At 65.5% G+C, this 13,542-nt stretch carries 12 protein-coding genes; 9 read left to right on the forward strand and 3 right to left on the reverse strand.

The annotated features are described in order from the left end of the window. Positions 1-10 precede the first annotated feature (10 nt). The 5 genes from E4L98_RS09440 (at position 11) to ggt (ending at position 5,120) form a co-directional block, all read left to right on the forward strand. On the forward strand, positions 11-667 hold the full coding sequence (locus E4L98_RS09440; protein ID WP_135201377.1) for a cell division ATP-binding protein FtsE: 657 nt from the start codon (positions 11-13) through the stop codon (positions 665-667). Then, complete coding sequence (gene ftsX, locus E4L98_RS09445) at positions 664-1,584, forward strand: permease-like cell division protein FtsX (RefSeq protein ID WP_135201302.1); 921 nt, start codon at positions 664-666, stop codon at positions 1,582-1,584. Before E4L98_RS09440 ends, ftsX begins: the two co-directional genes overlap by 4 nt. A gap of 251 nt (positions 1,585-1,835) precedes the next feature. Continuing rightward, positions 1,836-2,714 (forward strand): RNA polymerase sigma factor RpoH, encoded by an 879-nt coding sequence (gene rpoH, locus E4L98_RS09450; RefSeq protein WP_371857206.1) that lies wholly within the window; start codon positions 1,836-1,838, stop codon positions 2,712-2,714. A gap of 159 nt (positions 2,715-2,873) precedes the next feature. Continuing rightward, a complete protein-coding gene (locus E4L98_RS09455; RefSeq protein WP_229257329.1) occupies positions 2,874-3,341 on the forward strand; it encodes a hypothetical protein in 468 nt (155 codons plus the stop codon). Positions 3,342-3,350: 9 nt separating this feature from the next. Beyond that, positions 3,351-5,120: a gamma-glutamyltransferase gene (gene ggt / locus E4L98_RS09460; RefSeq protein WP_135201305.1), complete on the forward strand. Its 1,770-nt coding sequence runs from the start codon at positions 3,351-3,353 to the stop codon at positions 5,118-5,120. 7 nt (positions 5,121-5,127) lie between these two features. On the opposite strand, the gene E4L98_RS09465 is transcribed toward ggt, so the two are convergent. After that, positions 5,128-5,925: a cytochrome P450 family protein gene (locus E4L98_RS09465; RefSeq protein ID WP_135201306.1), complete on the reverse strand. Its 798-nt coding sequence runs from the start codon at positions 5,923-5,925 to the stop codon at positions 5,128-5,130. A gap of 93 nt (positions 5,926-6,018) precedes the next feature. On the opposite strand from E4L98_RS09465, the gene lepB reads away from it, so the two are divergent. From lepB to E4L98_RS09480, 3 genes are all read left to right on the forward strand, one after another. After that, positions 6,019-6,693, forward strand: a complete 675-nt coding sequence (lepB, locus tag E4L98_RS09470) for a signal peptidase I (protein ID WP_135201307.1) — start codon at positions 6,019-6,021, stop codon at positions 6,691-6,693. A 62-nt stretch (positions 6,694-6,755) separates the two neighbouring features. After that, the gene (locus E4L98_RS09475; protein ID WP_135201308.1) at positions 6,756-7,496 is read left to right on the forward strand and encodes an ABC transporter ATP-binding protein; all 741 of its coding nucleotides are present in this window, start codon (positions 6,756-6,758) and stop codon (positions 7,494-7,496) included. After that, positions 7,493-9,931 (forward strand): CPBP family intramembrane glutamic endopeptidase, encoded by a 2,439-nt coding sequence (locus tag E4L98_RS09480; protein WP_135201309.1) that lies wholly within the window; start codon positions 7,493-7,495, stop codon positions 9,929-9,931. Before E4L98_RS09475 ends, E4L98_RS09480 begins: the two co-directional genes overlap by 4 nt. Positions 9,932-9,953: 22 nt before the next feature. Here the strand turns inward: E4L98_RS09480 and E4L98_RS09485 are convergent, their stop codons facing one another. Together E4L98_RS09485 and garD are read right to left on the reverse strand one after the other, a co-directional pair. Beyond that, positions 9,954-10,760, reverse strand: coding sequence for an NAD-dependent epimerase/dehydratase family protein (locus E4L98_RS09485; RefSeq protein ID WP_205746695.1), 807 nt, complete (start codon positions 10,758-10,760; stop codon positions 9,954-9,956). 28 nt (positions 10,761-10,788) lie between these two features. Further along, complete coding sequence (garD, locus tag E4L98_RS09490) at positions 10,789-12,351, reverse strand: galactarate dehydratase (RefSeq protein ID WP_135201311.1); 1,563 nt, start codon at positions 12,349-12,351, stop codon at positions 10,789-10,791. Between the two features lie 308 nt (positions 12,352-12,659). Here garD and E4L98_RS09495 point away from each other — a divergent pair, with 308 nt between their 5' ends. Then, complete coding sequence (locus E4L98_RS09495) at positions 12,660-13,358, forward strand: FadR/GntR family transcriptional regulator (protein WP_135201312.1); 699 nt, start codon at positions 12,660-12,662, stop codon at positions 13,356-13,358. Positions 13,359-13,542 lie beyond the last annotated feature (184 nt).

Genomic DNA, 13,542 nt, shown 5'->3' on the forward strand with positions numbered 1-13,542 from the left:
CCAGACCTCGATGATCGAATTCCGGAACGTCTCCAAACACTATTCCGCCGATGTGACCGCGCTGCGCGACATCTCGCTGACGGTGGCAAAAGGCGAACTGGTGTTCCTGGCCGGCCCTTCCGGCGCCGGCAAATCTACCCTGATGAAAATGATCGCCGCCATGGAACGGCCCAGCGCCGGCCAGGTGATCGTCAACGGCCAGGACATCAGCCGCATCAAGCCGGTGGCGGTGCCGTTCTTGCGCCGCAACCTGGGACTGATTTTCCAGCAGCAGCGGCTGCTGACCGACCGCAGCGTGCTGGCCAATGTGATGCTGCCGCTGCTGGTGACCGGCGCCTCCCGTCATCAGGCCGAACAACGCGCCCGCGCCGCCCTCGACAAGGTCGGCCTGGCCGAGCGCGCCGAGGCCCAGCCGCTGGCCCTGTCCGGCGGCGAGCAGCAGCGCGTGTCGATCGCGCGCGCCATCGTCAACCGGCCGCAGGTGATCCTGGCCGACGAACCGACCGCCAACCTCGACCGCGCCAGCGCCAACAAAGTGCTCGACACCCTGAAAGCCTTCAACGCCGCCGGCGTCACCTGCCTGATTTCCAGCCACGACGAACAGATGCTGGACGCCGCCGCGCGCGTGATCCATCTGCACCAGGGTCAGCTGGAGGGGGCGGCATGACTTACTGGTTCCGCCAGCACCGCTACGCCCTGGCCGCCGCGCTGGTGCACCTGCGCCGCTCGCCGGGGGGCTTCCTGTTCAATATCCTGGTGGTGGCGATCGCGCTGGCCCTGCCCTTCATGGGCGTGACCCTGCTCGACAATGTGCGGCCGATGTCGGAAACGCTGTCGGTCGATCCGGAAATCAGCGTGTTCCTCAAACAGGACACCCCGCGCGAGCAGGCCGAGGCGCTGGCCGTGCAGCTGCGCCAGACGGTGCAGGACAAGCAGGCCAGAATCATCTTCACCCCGCGCGAAAAGGCGCTCGACAATCTGAAAGACAAGAACGGTCTGGCCGACGTGCTGGCCACGCTGGGCGACAATCCGCTGCCGGACAGCTATGTGCTGAAGCTGGACGCCTTCCGCAACGCCCAGGCCGGCGGCGACGTCGACCAGCTGGCCGAACAAATCCGTGCCCTGCCCGGCGTCGACACGGTGCAGGTCGATTCGGCCTGGGTCAAGCGGCTGGCGGCGCTGCTGAACATCCTGCGGCTGGCGCTGCTGCTGCTGGCGGCCACCTTGGGCACGGTGGTGGTGGCGGTGATTTTCAACACCATCCGCCTGCAGGTGCTGACCCAGCGCGAGGAAATCCTGGTGTCCAAGCTGATCGGCGCCACCGACAGCTTCATCCACCGCCCGTTTTATTACACCGGCGCCCTGCTCGGCCTGTGCGCCGGCGGCCTGGCGCTGGCGGCGGTGACGCTGGCGCTGCGGCCCCTGAACGCCGCCATTGCCGAGTTCGCCAAATTGTACGCGTCGGAATTTCAGCTGGTGCCGCTGCCGCCGCTGGCCGTGGTCGGCCTGCTGGCCCTGTCCGCCGCCCTGGGCCTGATCGCCGCCCGCCTCTCGGTCAAGCGCCATACAGCCCGCCTCAACTGATCTGCGTCACGCTTCCGTGCGTCCGCGCACGGAAGCCCGCTCTTCCGGCACATACGATGCTCCCATCGATTAAGCCCTCCCTAAGATCCATCGCGCATTCTTAATGCAACAGAAGTCCTGATAGGTTTTTTACTATCAGACTCATTAATTTCGCATGATTGGCACTCATCTACAGAGAGTGCTAATATATGTTCGAAGGAGTACATTAGTACTCATAAGCAATCTCAAGCGAAGGAACGAAAATGAATACGATGTCCGTAGTACCTGCGAACAATACCGCTCTGGGTCTCGGGTTCAGTGGCAACCTGGGTAACCTGGATGCCTACATTTCGGCCGTGAATCGCCTGCCGATGCTGACGCACGACGAAGAAGTTTCCCTGGCCAAGCGCCTGAAAGATCAAAATGACCTGGGCGCCGCCCAGCAACTGGTGCTGTCGCACCTGCGGCTGGTGGTGTCGATCGCGCGCGGCTATCTGGGCTATGGCCTGCCGCACGGCGATCTGATCCAGGAAGGCAATATCGGCCTGATGAAGGCGGTCAAGCGCTTCGACGCCGACCAAGGCGTGCGCCTGGTGTCGTACGCCATGCACTGGATCAAGGCCGAAATGCATGAATACATCCTGAAGAACTGGCGCCTGGTCAAAGTGGCCACCACCAAGGCCCAGCGCAAACTGTTCTTCAACCTGCGCAGCCACAAGCAGGGACTGGACGCGATGACCCCGGCGCAGATCGACGCCCTGGCCAAGACGCTGGACGTCAAGCGCGAGGAAGTGATCGAAATGGAAACGCGCCTGAGCGGCCGCGACATCGCGCTGGAATCACCGACCGACGACGAAGACGACAAGTTCGCGCCGATCGCCTACCTGTCGTCGGAAGCGCAGGAACCGACCCACGTGCTGGAGGCGGAACAGGTGACTCGTCTGCAGTCGGAAGGCCTGGAAGAAGCGCTGGGCAAGCTGGATGCCCGCTCGCGCCGCATCATCGAGGCGCGCTGGCTGGCCAACGACGACGGTTCGGGCGCCACCCTGCACACCCTGGCCGACGAGTTCGGCGTGTCGGCCGAGCGCATCCGTCAGATCGAATCGGCCGCACTGAAGAAAATGAAAGGCGCGCTGGCCGCTTACGTGTAAGCAGCGCCCGTCCGCGAGGTTTCCCCAGCTGTCCCGCCCGGCATGGCCGCGCGGGACTTTTTTCATCAACCTTTGATCTGGCGCTGTATTTGCGTTTGGTTCGTGCGCCATCAATATGGCCGCTTTGCTAAGCTTGTTAAAAAGTGTAGCAAGAGGTTCATGATGAAAAACGCAATCCTGCGGCAGCTGATCATCCTTCCCATGCTAGCCGCCCTGATGGCGCTGCTGCACGCCTGCAGCGCCGCCAGAGCCAACCCGCCGGCCCGTTTCACCAACACCTATGTGCTGCGCCAGGGCGCCAGTGTGGCCATCACACCGGCCATGGTGGGCGACAGCGGCGCCGCGCCGGTGCTGCGGCTGGAGCGGGTCAACGACAGCCGCTGCCATCCCGGCGCCGTGTGCGTCTGGGCTGGCTATATCAGCTTCAGCTTTGCGCTGCTGCTGCCGGACGGCAGCAACAGCAGCTTCGTATTATCGGACAAAATGCCCGGCGGCTCGGGCAGCGTCACGCGCAACGGCCTGAGCTTCACGCTGACCGGTTTCGAGCCGACCGACGTGCCGGCCAAAACCGAACCGGCGCCCGATTATCAGGTAAGCTTAAAGGTGAGCAACATTAACCCACCATAAAGTTTGCCCATGACCGCACAGCGCCCTCGTCCTCGTCCTCTCCCTCATCCCGCCTTCATCTGCTCCATCCTGATTTCCCTGGCCTTGCCGGCCGCCGCCAAAACCCCGGTCGCCACCGGCACCGGCGGCGCGGTGGCGACCATCAGCGAACCGGCGTCGCAGGCCGCTATGACCATCCTCGACCGCGGCGGCAATGCGGTGGACGCGGCGGTCGCCGCGGCGGCCACCCTGGGCGTGACCGATCCCTTCAGTTGCGGCATCGGCGGCGGCGGCTTCATGGTGATCTACCTGGCCAAGGACAAGCGGGTGATCACCATCGACCACCGCGAAACGGCGCCGGCCAGTTTTACGCCCGGTGCGTTCCTCAAGGACGGCAAGCCGATGGACTTCGATACGGTGGTGGCCAGCGGCCGCTCGGTCGGCGTGCCCGGCACCGTCCGTGGCTGGCACGAGGCGCTGGAGCGCTACGGCAGCATGCGGTTCAGGCAGGTGCTGGCGCCGGCGATCGAGGTGGCCACCAAGGGCTTCACCGTCAACGAAAACTTCTCGCACCTGGTGGCCGGCAACGAAGCCAAGTTCGCCATGTTCCCGGCCACCGCCGCCCTGTATCTGCGCAACGGCAAGGCCGTCCCGCCCGGGACCACGCTGCGCAACCCTGATCTGGCCAAGGCCTACAAGCTGCTGGCGGCCGGCGGCGTCAACGCGTTTTACAGCGGCGGCATGGCGCGCGCCATTGTCGATGCGGTCAATGCTCCGCAGGTCGCCGCCGGCGTGCGCGTCGATGGCGGCAACATGACCCTGGCCGACCTGGCCAATTATGAAGCGCGCCTGCGCCAGCCGGTGCACAGCACCTACCGCGGATACGATTTATACGGTATGCCGTTGCCCAGCAGTGGCGGGGTGGCGGTGGCGGAGGCGCTCAACATCCTCGAAGGCTACGACCTCAAGGCCATGCCGCGCGCCCAGGCCGAGCATTTATACCTGGAAGCCAGCCGCCTGGCCTTCGCCGACCGCAACGCCTACCTGGCCGATCCCGAATTCGTCGATGCCCCGGTGGCCGGCCTGATGAGCAAGGAGTACGCCGCGCGCCGGCGCGAGCTGATCAATCCGGCGCACGCCAGCGCGCGGGCGCAGGCCGGCGATCCCTACCCGTTCCAGAACGATCAGAGCGTGCCGCTGCGCCCCAGCGCCGGCAAGCTGCTGCCCGAAGGCGCGCACACCACTCACCTGACGGTGGCGGACAAGGACGGCAACATCGTCTCCTACACCTACACCATCGAATCCTGGGGCGGCAGCGGCATGGTGGTGCCGGGCTACGGCTTTTTGCTGAACAACGAGATGACCGATTTCGACTTCACCGGGCCGGCGCCGAATGTGCCGGAAGCCGGCAAGCGCCCGCGCAGCAGCATGTCGCCGACGCTGGCGTTCAAGGACGGCAAGCCGGCGTTCTCGGTCGGCAGCCCGGGCGGCGCCACCATCATCACCACCGTGCTGCAGACCATCTTCAACTACATCGACCTCGGCATGACCATGCCGCAGGCGGTGGATGCGCCGCGCCTGTCGGAGCGCAACGGCATGGCCACCGACGTCGAGCCGGGATTCGCCGGCAGCGCCCAGGCGCTGGCATTGGAAAAGACCGGCCAGCATTGGAGCCAGGAGCCGGAAGAAATCGGCGCCGCCAACGCGCTGGTGTTCAATCCGGACGGCACCGTGACGGCCGTCAGCGAGGGGCACCGGCACGGCGTCGGCAGCGCGCTGGTGCAAAAGAGCGCGCACTAGGCCGGCGTCAGGTCCACTGGCTGAATTGCGGAATGCGCAGGCTGGACGAAGGACGGTAGGTCCACACCAACGATGACAACCACGCCTGCAGCGCCGGGCCGCGCTGGTCGCGCAGCGCGGTCAGCATGCCCTGCAGCGCGCCGGCCGCCAGCGCGCACGCCAGCTGATGGTAAGCGCAATCGGCGTCGCTGAAACCCAGGCCATACGCCTGGCAGCCGCCGCGCACGTCGCGGCTGGCGGCTGCCAGCACCAGCAGGATCTTCTGGCCGGCACGCAGCGCCACGCCGCCGATCTCGCAATCGCCGGTGACGACGCGGCGCGTGTTCTGCACCGGCGGATCGAAACGGCTGACGGCGCACACCAGCGCCTCCATGTCGGACAGGCCGCTGCGCTCGTCCTCGGGCTCGCGCAGCAGCGCCAGCACGCCGTTGCCGATCAAGCCGGTGGCGGCCTCGTAGCCCAGCGCCGGCAAGGCGCCGCCCAGGCCGGCCACCGCCAGCTCCGGCACGCAGGTCATCCATTCCGGGAATTTGTCGGGACGCCACAGACGGCGCCCGATCAGCCGCGCATATTCGCGCGCCTCGCGCAGATCGGCCACCGCACCGGCGGCCGGCGACGGCGCCTGACAGCACGGATGCGCCAGCACTTCCTCCACCGCGGCCGCGCTGGCCGCCACCCACAGGTCCAGACCCGGATCGAAATACCAGCCCTGCACGGCCGCCAGCGCGTCGTAATACGGATACGGATTGTGGTGCGTGACGGCGGCTAATGCATGGGTGGGAAATGGCAGGTCGTGGGGTTTCATAATCGCTCCGGCGGATAAGCCATGATTAAGAATCTGCTCACAATAATAATGCCAGTCACATGACCACAACATCACTCATTTGGGGGGAAGACAATGAAGACTTGGGTACGTGCCAATAAGGGCTTTCTGCTGTTCCTGGCGCTGTTCGGCGTGTTCCGCACCGCCGTCGCCGACTGGAATCCGATCCCGTCGGCGTCCATGCACCCCAACCTGCTGGAAGGCGACGTGGTGTTCGTCAACCGCCTGGCGTACAACGTCAAGGTGCCGTTGACCGACATCGTCATCGGCCACACCGGCGAGCCGCAGCGCGGCGACATCGTCACCTTCTCCTCGCCCGCCAACGGCACGCGGCTGATCAAGCGCGTGATCGCCCTGCCCGGCGACCGCGTGGAGATGCGCGACGAGCAGCTGATCATCAACGGCCAGCCGGCCGGCTACAGCGCCATCGGCCACGGCACCGAGGCCATCGAGGGCGTCGGCGAACTGGCGGCGGTGCGTGTCGATGAAACGCTGGGCGCCAGCAGCCACGCGATCCAGTTCCTGCCGCAGGTAAAGGCCCGCCGCAATTTTGCGCCGCTGGTGGTGCCCGCCGGCGAGTACATGATGCTGGGCGATAACCGCGACAACAGCGCCGATTCGCGCTACATCGGCCTGGTGCCGCGCGCGCTGTTGATCGGCCGCGCCGAGCGCGTGCTGGCGTCCGCCGACATCCAGGGCAACTGGATGCCGCGCACCGAACGGTTTGGCATGAGCCTCTACCAGAAGTGACAATTCCGCGCGCTGGCGGTGTTATGATGGAATGGTATTTTCATAACATTGCCGGTGCAACGATGATCGAATTCCAGGGCCTGAACAAAGTCTACGGCGGCTTCACCGCCGTCAAACCGCTGACGCTGACCGTGCGCCGCGGCGAAGTGTTCGGCTTCCTCGGCCCCAACGGCGCCGGCAAGACCACCACCATCCGCATGATGATGGGCATCCTGGTGCCCAGCGGCGGCCAGGTGCTGATCGACGGTCTCGATTGCCACGCCGAACCGGCCGAGGTCAAGCGCCGCGTCGGCTACTTGCCCGACACGCCGATCTTCTACGACTACCTGCGCGGCCGCGAGATCCTGCAGTTCGTCGCCGAGATGCACGGTTACGCGCACACCGAAGCGGTGGCACGCAGCGCGCGGCTGCTGGCGGAATTCGGTTTGCAGGAAGCTGGCGAGGATTACGCCGTCAACTACTCGCTCGGCATGAAAAAGCGTCTGGGCCTGGCTTGCGCCATGATCCACGATCCGGCCGTGCTGATCCTCGACGAACCGATCAACGGCCTCGATCCGCGCGCCTCGCGCGAGGTGCAGGAACGGCTGCTGGCGGCGGCCGCGCGCGGCGTCACCATCTTCGTCTCCACCCATCTGCTGGACATGGCGGAAAAGCTGTGCGACCGCGTCGGCATCATCCACCGCGGCCAGCTGGTGGCCACCGGTACGCTGGACGAAATCCGCGCCGACGCCTCGGCCAGCGGCTCGCTGGAAGACGTGTTCCTGAAGATCACCGAAGAAGCCGCCGAAGAGACCGCGCAATGAGCGCCCGCATCAGCGCGGGGCGCGCCATCTGGCTGATGACCAGCATGCGCCTGCGGCGCCAGTACAACATGCTGTCCAACAATCTGTTCCGCTCGTTCCGCAAGAAGAAGCCGCGCGACGGCATCGCCGGCAAGCGCGGCAACCTGTGGATACTGACGCTGGTGACAGTGCTGCTGATGGGCTTCTCGTTCATCAGCCTGTCGAACAACGCGGTGCTGAACATGCAGTGCCATCTCGATCCGGCCAGCGAGTGCCAGTACGTCGACAAGCACGGCGACGCGCACAAGGACCTCGAAGTGGCCGAAGAAGAACTGGCCACCGCGCCATTCGCGCCGCCGCTGATCAACGGGCTGACGATGGAGCTCGGCATCCTGTTCCTGCTGGCCGTGCTGATGCCGCTGGGCAGCCGCGAACTGGCGCAGCAGGATGGCGATCTCGAGTGGCTGGTGACCCTGCCGGTCGAGCGCGGCACGCTGTTGTGGGGACGCGTGCTGGAACGCAGCGCCAGCAACATCAGCGGCATGTTCGCCCTGCTGCCGGCGTATGGTGCGGTGGCCTGGCACTCCGGCTACGCCTGGAGCGCGCCGCTGCTGGCCCTGCTGGCGGCGCTGGTGCTGCTGCCGCTGGCGGCACTGCTGCATACGCTGCTCGACACCGGCGTGCGCATGTGGCTGCCCGCCGCGCAATTGCGCAACATGCAGGCCGTGATGGGATTGCTGAATCTGCCGCTGATCTACTTCGTCATGGCGTTGGGCATGCCGCAGGCCAGCAGCTTTGCGATGGACTGGGCGCGCGCGTTCCCGGCCTGGCCGCGCTGGACGCCGCCGGGCCTGGCGCTGCAGGCCATCCAGGCGCACGATGCGCCGCACGCGGCCGCGTACATCGGCCTGTTGCTGGCGCAGACCGTGGTGCTGATGTGGGCCGGCATGGCGCTGCTGCGCCACCAGTTGCGCTTTGGCGTGGTCAACTCGGGCGCGCGAGAGGCCGTGCGTACCAGCGCCGGCCGCCACGTCGCCGGCGGCATAAACGGCGCTCTGCGCGGCGGCGGCATAAGCGGCAATGGCAGCGGCATCATGAGCGGCAATGGCAACGGTGGGGAGGTGACGGCGGCGGCGCGCGCGGCCATGCTGCCGGCCTTGCTCTCGCCGATCAAGCGGCGCGAATTGCGCCTGTTGAGCCGTGACCGCAACTTCCTGTTTCAGACCCTGCTGCTGCCGGTGATCATCGTCGTCAGCCAGATGGTCTTCAACGGCAAGCTGAACAGCCTGAACGAACTGGGCGAACACCACGTGCTGGCGGCGGCGATCGCCTTCGGCATGGGCGTCTACGTGCTGATGCTGTCCGCCTTCCAGACCCTGAACAACGAAGGCCAGGTGTTATGGCTGCTGTACACCGTGCCGCGCTCGATCGAAAGCGTGCTGAAGGAAAAGGCCCAGCTGTGGGCGGCGTTGACCATGGTATATCCCGCTGTCGTGATCGCCATCAGCGCCTGGTACACCGTGCATTTCGACTGGAGCATGGTGGTGCTGGTGCTGACCGTATTTGCCGGCATCCCCATCTACTCCACGATTGCCGTCTCGCTGGGCGTCTTTGCCTGCGATCCGCAGGCGGTGGACGTGCGCACGCGCGTGCGGCCGACCTACGTCTACCTGTACATGCTGCTGGCCAGCTTCTACACCTGGTCGATCTACAGCAGCGTGTGGTCGCAGAAACTGGTGGTGATGGTGCTGACCGCCTCGATGGCGCTGGCCTTGTGGCAGAAGGCGCGCGACGCCCTGCCCTACCTGCTCGATCCGGCCGCGGCGCCGCCGGCGCGCGTCTCCACCGCCGACGGCCTGATTGCCGCCACCGCCTTCTTCATCCTGCAGGCGCTGGTGCTGCTGTTCTTCGACAAGCCGGCGCTGCATTCCATCACCATCGCCTTCGGCATCGCCGGGCTGCTGGTGTATGGCCTGATGCGGCTGGTGTACTGGCGCAGTAAGGCGGCCGGCGTACCGGCGATCTGGCGCGGCACCGACCTTGGCCGGTCGCTGCGCAGCGCCGCCGTCGGCGCGGCGGTGGCTTGCGCCTGCGGCCTGGCTTACCTGATGGCGATCCGGCACACGGCGCAGTGGCAGGAAATGCTGAAGGCCGCGCCCGCGATGCCGGGCGCGCGCGGCTGGATATTACTGCTGGCGGTAGTGGGCGCGCCGCTGTGCGAGGAATTCATCTTCCGCGGCCTGATCTACGGCGGCCTGCGGCGCTCCATGCCGGCGCTGCCGGCCATGATCATGAGCGCCGCCATCTTCGCGGTAGTGCATCCGCCGCTGTCGATGCTGCCCGTATTCGTGCTGGGCCTGTGCACCGCCTGGAGCTACGAGCGCAGCAAAACCCTGCTGGCGCCCATGCTGATCCACGCCATCTACAACGCCGTCATCCTCACTACCCAGCTCTAGAGTCGGCTCTGACCCCGATCTGTCAGTCCTTGTAGCGGACTTCGGCGAGGGCGAAGGCGCCGCCGTGGTAGGTCACGTAGTGGTTGGCGCCCGGGTACTCGCCGCTATCAGGGAATTTGCCGTCGAACTGCGATGAGCTGTCCTTCGGCTTGTAGCCCAGGTGCGCGGCCTTGCTGTTGTCCCACCAGGCCACGTCGTTGTCCGACATGCCGAACAGGATGGTGAAGCCGACGCGCGTCGCGAACAGCGAGCGGCGCAGCGCCTCGACCAGGTCGTCATAGCTCAGCCAGGTCACCATCATGCGACGGTCGTTCGGCTCCGGGAACGAGGAGCCGATGCGCAGGCTGACCGTCTCCAGGCCGGTGCGGTCCCAGTAGTAGCTGGCCAGCTGCTCGCCGAAACATTTGCTGACGCCGTAGAAGCTGTCCGGCCGCGTCGGCGCGGTGGCGTCGATGACGTCGGTGTTGCGGTAGAAGCCCACGGTGTGATTCGAGCTGGCGAACACGATGCGCTTCACACCTTTCTTGTGCGCCGCCTCGTACACATTGGCCGTGCCCAGGATGTTGGCCTGCATGATGTTCTCGAAGGTGTTCTCGGTCGAGATGCCGCCGAAATGCAGCACCGCTTCCACGCCTTCCATCATGCGCATGACGGCCGCCTTGTCGGCCAGGTCGCACTGGATGATTTCCTCGCCTTCGCGCGCTTCGCCCATGTCGGCGATGTCGGACAGCACCACCACATCGGCCCAAGGCTTGATGCGCTCGCGCAGGATTTTGCCGAGGCCGCCGGCGGCGCCGGTCAGCAGCAGTCGTTTGAATGGTTTTGCCATGATGTCTCCGTAGTTTGAATTCTTGCGCTCACGTCACCGGGGCCGGGTTGAACAGCACCAGCGCATTATGCAGCTTCCATTTTTCGGCGTAGGTTTCCTTGCCGCTGGCGACGTCGAGCAGCATCTGGAACAGTTCCCAGCCGACGTCGGCAATGGTGGCTTCGCCGCTGGCGATGCGCCCGGCGTTGATGTCCATCAGGTCGTGCCAGCGCTTGGCCAGATCGTTGCGGGTGGCGACCTTGATCACCGGCACCTCGGCCAGGCCGTACGGCGTGCCGCGGCCGGTGGTGAACACGTGCAGATTCATGCCGGCCGCCAGCTGCAGCGTGCCGCAGATGAAGTCGCTGGCCGGCGTGGCCGCGTAGATCAGGCCTTTCTGGGTCAGCTTGTCGCCCGGCGACAGCACGCCGGAAATCGGCGCGCTGCCCGACTTGACGATGGAGCCCATGGCTTTTTCGACGATGTTGGACAGGCCGCCCTTCTTGTTGCCCGGCGTGGTGTTGGCGCTGCGGTCGACGCCGCCGCGCTTGAGGTAATTGTCATACCATTCCATCTCGCGGATCATGGCTTCCGCCACCTCCGGCGAGGAGGCGCGCGAGGTCAGCTGGTCGATACCGTCGCGCACTTCGGTTACTTCCGAGAACATCACGGTGGCGCCGGCGCGCACCAGCAGGTCGGTGGCAAAGCCCACGGCCGGATTGGCGGTGACGCCCGAGAAGGCGTCGCTGCCGCCGCACTGCACGCCCACCACCAGCTCGGAGGCCGGCACGGTTTCGCGCTGGCGCTTGTTCAGCTCCGCCAGGTTGGTCTCGGCCTGCTTCATGATGGAGTCGATCATCGACATGAAGCCGACGTGCTGCGCGTCCTGCAGACAAACCAGGCCGGGATCGGCGCCGCCGGCGTTCTGGATCGGGATCGAGCCTTTCGGGAACAGCCGCGTCGGCTGCAGCTTTTCGCAGCCTAGGCTGACCACCATGGCCTGGCCGCCGAAGTTCGGATTCAGCGCGATGTTGCGGATGGTGCGGATCGGGATGTTGGCGCCCGGCGCGTCGATCGCCACGCCGCAGCCGTAGGTGTGCTCCAGGCCCACCACGTCGTCGACGTTGGGGTACTTGGGCAGCAGTTCGTTCTTGATGCGCTCGACGGCGAAATCGACCACGCCCGAGACGCACTGCACGGTGGTGGTGATGGCCAGGATGTTGCGCGTGCCGACGCTGCCGTCCGGGTTGCGGTAGCCCTGGAAGGTGTAGCCCTCCAGCGGTTCGGCCGGCGGCGCCTTGACGGTGGCGATCGGCAGGCCATCCAGCTCGCGCGCGGCCGGCATCTCGACATTGTGCTCCGCCAGCCAGCTGCCGGCCGGCAGGTCCTTGGCCGCAAAGCCGATGGTGACGTTGTAGCGCAGCACACGGTCGCCCTTGGCCAGGTCGCGCAGCGCCACCTTGTGGCCTTGCGGGACCGCTTCCAGCAACGTCAAGCCATTGGGGAACACGGCGCCCGCGGGCAGGCCGCCGTCGTTGACGACAATCGCGACGTTATCGTTGTCGTGCATGAGGATGTAGCGCGGTGTGTCGGCGCGCGTCGGAGTCGTCATCTTGGGTGTCCTTTTTCCAGGCTCCGCAGCCCGGCAGCGTTGTTTTTGAGTCTCATAATTGGTCTGACCAATTTTGTTATTCGGTCGGCCATCTCATCTGTGGCCTGGATGCTACAATCTGATAACCCTCTGTTTTGTAGGGATTTCTTACTTGAATCCACAGTCATCAGACCTCTGCAACGTGAATTCAGTATGCCACTTTACGATTAATTTGGCTAGTCCACATTGCGCATTTGGTCTGACCACCTTAGAATGGCCTGACCAGATGGCAAACAAATAGGCCACGGAAACAGATAACCGAGACATCAATGCTGAAAAAGACCGCCTCTCCTGCTGAAAACTCCGCGCATGAACCGCGGCTGTATCGCGTGGTCGCCGACCGCATCCAGGATCTGATCCGCAACGAAAACATCGCCGCCGGCGAGCGCCTGCCTTCCGAACGCGACCTCGCCACCAAGCTCAGCGTCAGCCGCGCCTCCCTGCGCGAAGCGCTGATCGCCCTGGAACTGAGCGGCGTGATCGAAGTGCGCGGCGGCTCCGGCGTCTACGTCAGCGAAGTGCCGGAACCGGCCGCCCTGCCCGAAGCCGGCCCCGGTCCGTTCGAAGTGCTGTCGGCGCGCCGCCTGATCGAATCCGAGATCGCCGCCATCGCCGCCCGCGTCGCCACCGACAGCGCCGTCGACGCCATCCTGCAGGCCGTGGTGGAGATGGAAAAAAGCCATTCCGATTATTCCAGCAACGAGCAGGCCGACCGCAACTTCCACCTGGCCATCGCGCGCGCCACCGGCAACAGCGCCCTGGTCGGATCGCTGAATTACCTGTGGGACCAGCGCGGCCGCCTGTGGCACAAACTGAAAGAACACTTCCAGACCGAGGAACTGCGTCAGGAAACGCTGAAGGACCACCGTCGCATCCTGGAGGCCATCGCCGCCCACGATCCGGCCGCGGCGCGCAAAGCCATGCGCAGCCACCTGGAACGCGTGACCCGCACCTTCTCGCGAGGCTGAACCCGATCACTTCAGTAGCATAGCAGCACAAGCGCAGCAGTAACGCAGGACCGGCCTCGATGCCGGTCCGCGAATACAAATTAATCAAGTTATTGACCGTCTCGACCTCGGCCGGCCTGTACTCCCGTACAGCGGCCCTCGTCCCAGCGGCACGGAGTACGCGAGGTGCTCCACACACGCAGGC

Source organism: Duganella callida, from assembly GCF_004614165.1.
In the GTDB taxonomy this organism is placed as follows: Bacteria; Pseudomonadota; Gammaproteobacteria; order Burkholderiales; family Burkholderiaceae_D; genus Rugamonas; species Rugamonas callida.

What these genes read in the sequence shown, in the direction of transcription:
- E4L98_RS09440 (WP_135201377.1), top strand. Translation starts at nt 11, where the DNA reads ATGATCGAATTCCGGAACGTCTCCAAACACTATTCCGCCGATGTGACC.
- ftsX (WP_135201302.1), top strand. Translation starts at nt 664, where the DNA reads ATGACTTACTGGTTCCGCCAGCACCGCTACGCCCTGGCCGCCGCGCTG.
- rpoH (WP_371857206.1), top strand. Translation starts at nt 1,836, where the DNA reads ATGTCCGTAGTACCTGCGAACAATACCGCTCTGGGTCTCGGGTTCAGT.
- E4L98_RS09455 (WP_229257329.1), top strand. Translation starts at nt 2,874, where the DNA reads ATGATGAAAAACGCAATCCTGCGGCAGCTGATCATCCTTCCCATGCTA.
- ggt (WP_135201305.1), top strand. Translation starts at nt 3,351, where the DNA reads ATGACCGCACAGCGCCCTCGTCCTCGTCCTCTCCCTCATCCCGCCTTC.
- E4L98_RS09465 (WP_135201306.1), bottom strand. Translation starts at nt 5,925, where the DNA reads ATGAAACCCCACGACCTGCCATTTCCCACCCATGCATTAGCCGCCGTC.
- lepB (WP_135201307.1), top strand. Translation starts at nt 6,019, where the DNA reads ATGAAGACTTGGGTACGTGCCAATAAGGGCTTTCTGCTGTTCCTGGCG.
- E4L98_RS09475 (WP_135201308.1), top strand. Translation starts at nt 6,756, where the DNA reads ATGATCGAATTCCAGGGCCTGAACAAAGTCTACGGCGGCTTCACCGCC.
- E4L98_RS09480 (WP_135201309.1), top strand. Translation starts at nt 7,493, where the DNA reads ATGAGCGCCCGCATCAGCGCGGGGCGCGCCATCTGGCTGATGACCAGC.
- E4L98_RS09485 (WP_205746695.1), bottom strand. Translation starts at nt 10,760, where the DNA reads ATGGCAAAACCATTCAAACGACTGCTGCTGACCGGCGCCGCCGGCGGC.
- garD (WP_135201311.1), bottom strand. Translation starts at nt 12,351, where the DNA reads ATGACGACTCCGACGCGCGCCGACACACCGCGCTACATCCTCATGCAC.
- E4L98_RS09495 (WP_135201312.1), top strand. Translation starts at nt 12,660, where the DNA reads ATGCTGAAAAAGACCGCCTCTCCTGCTGAAAACTCCGCGCATGAACCG.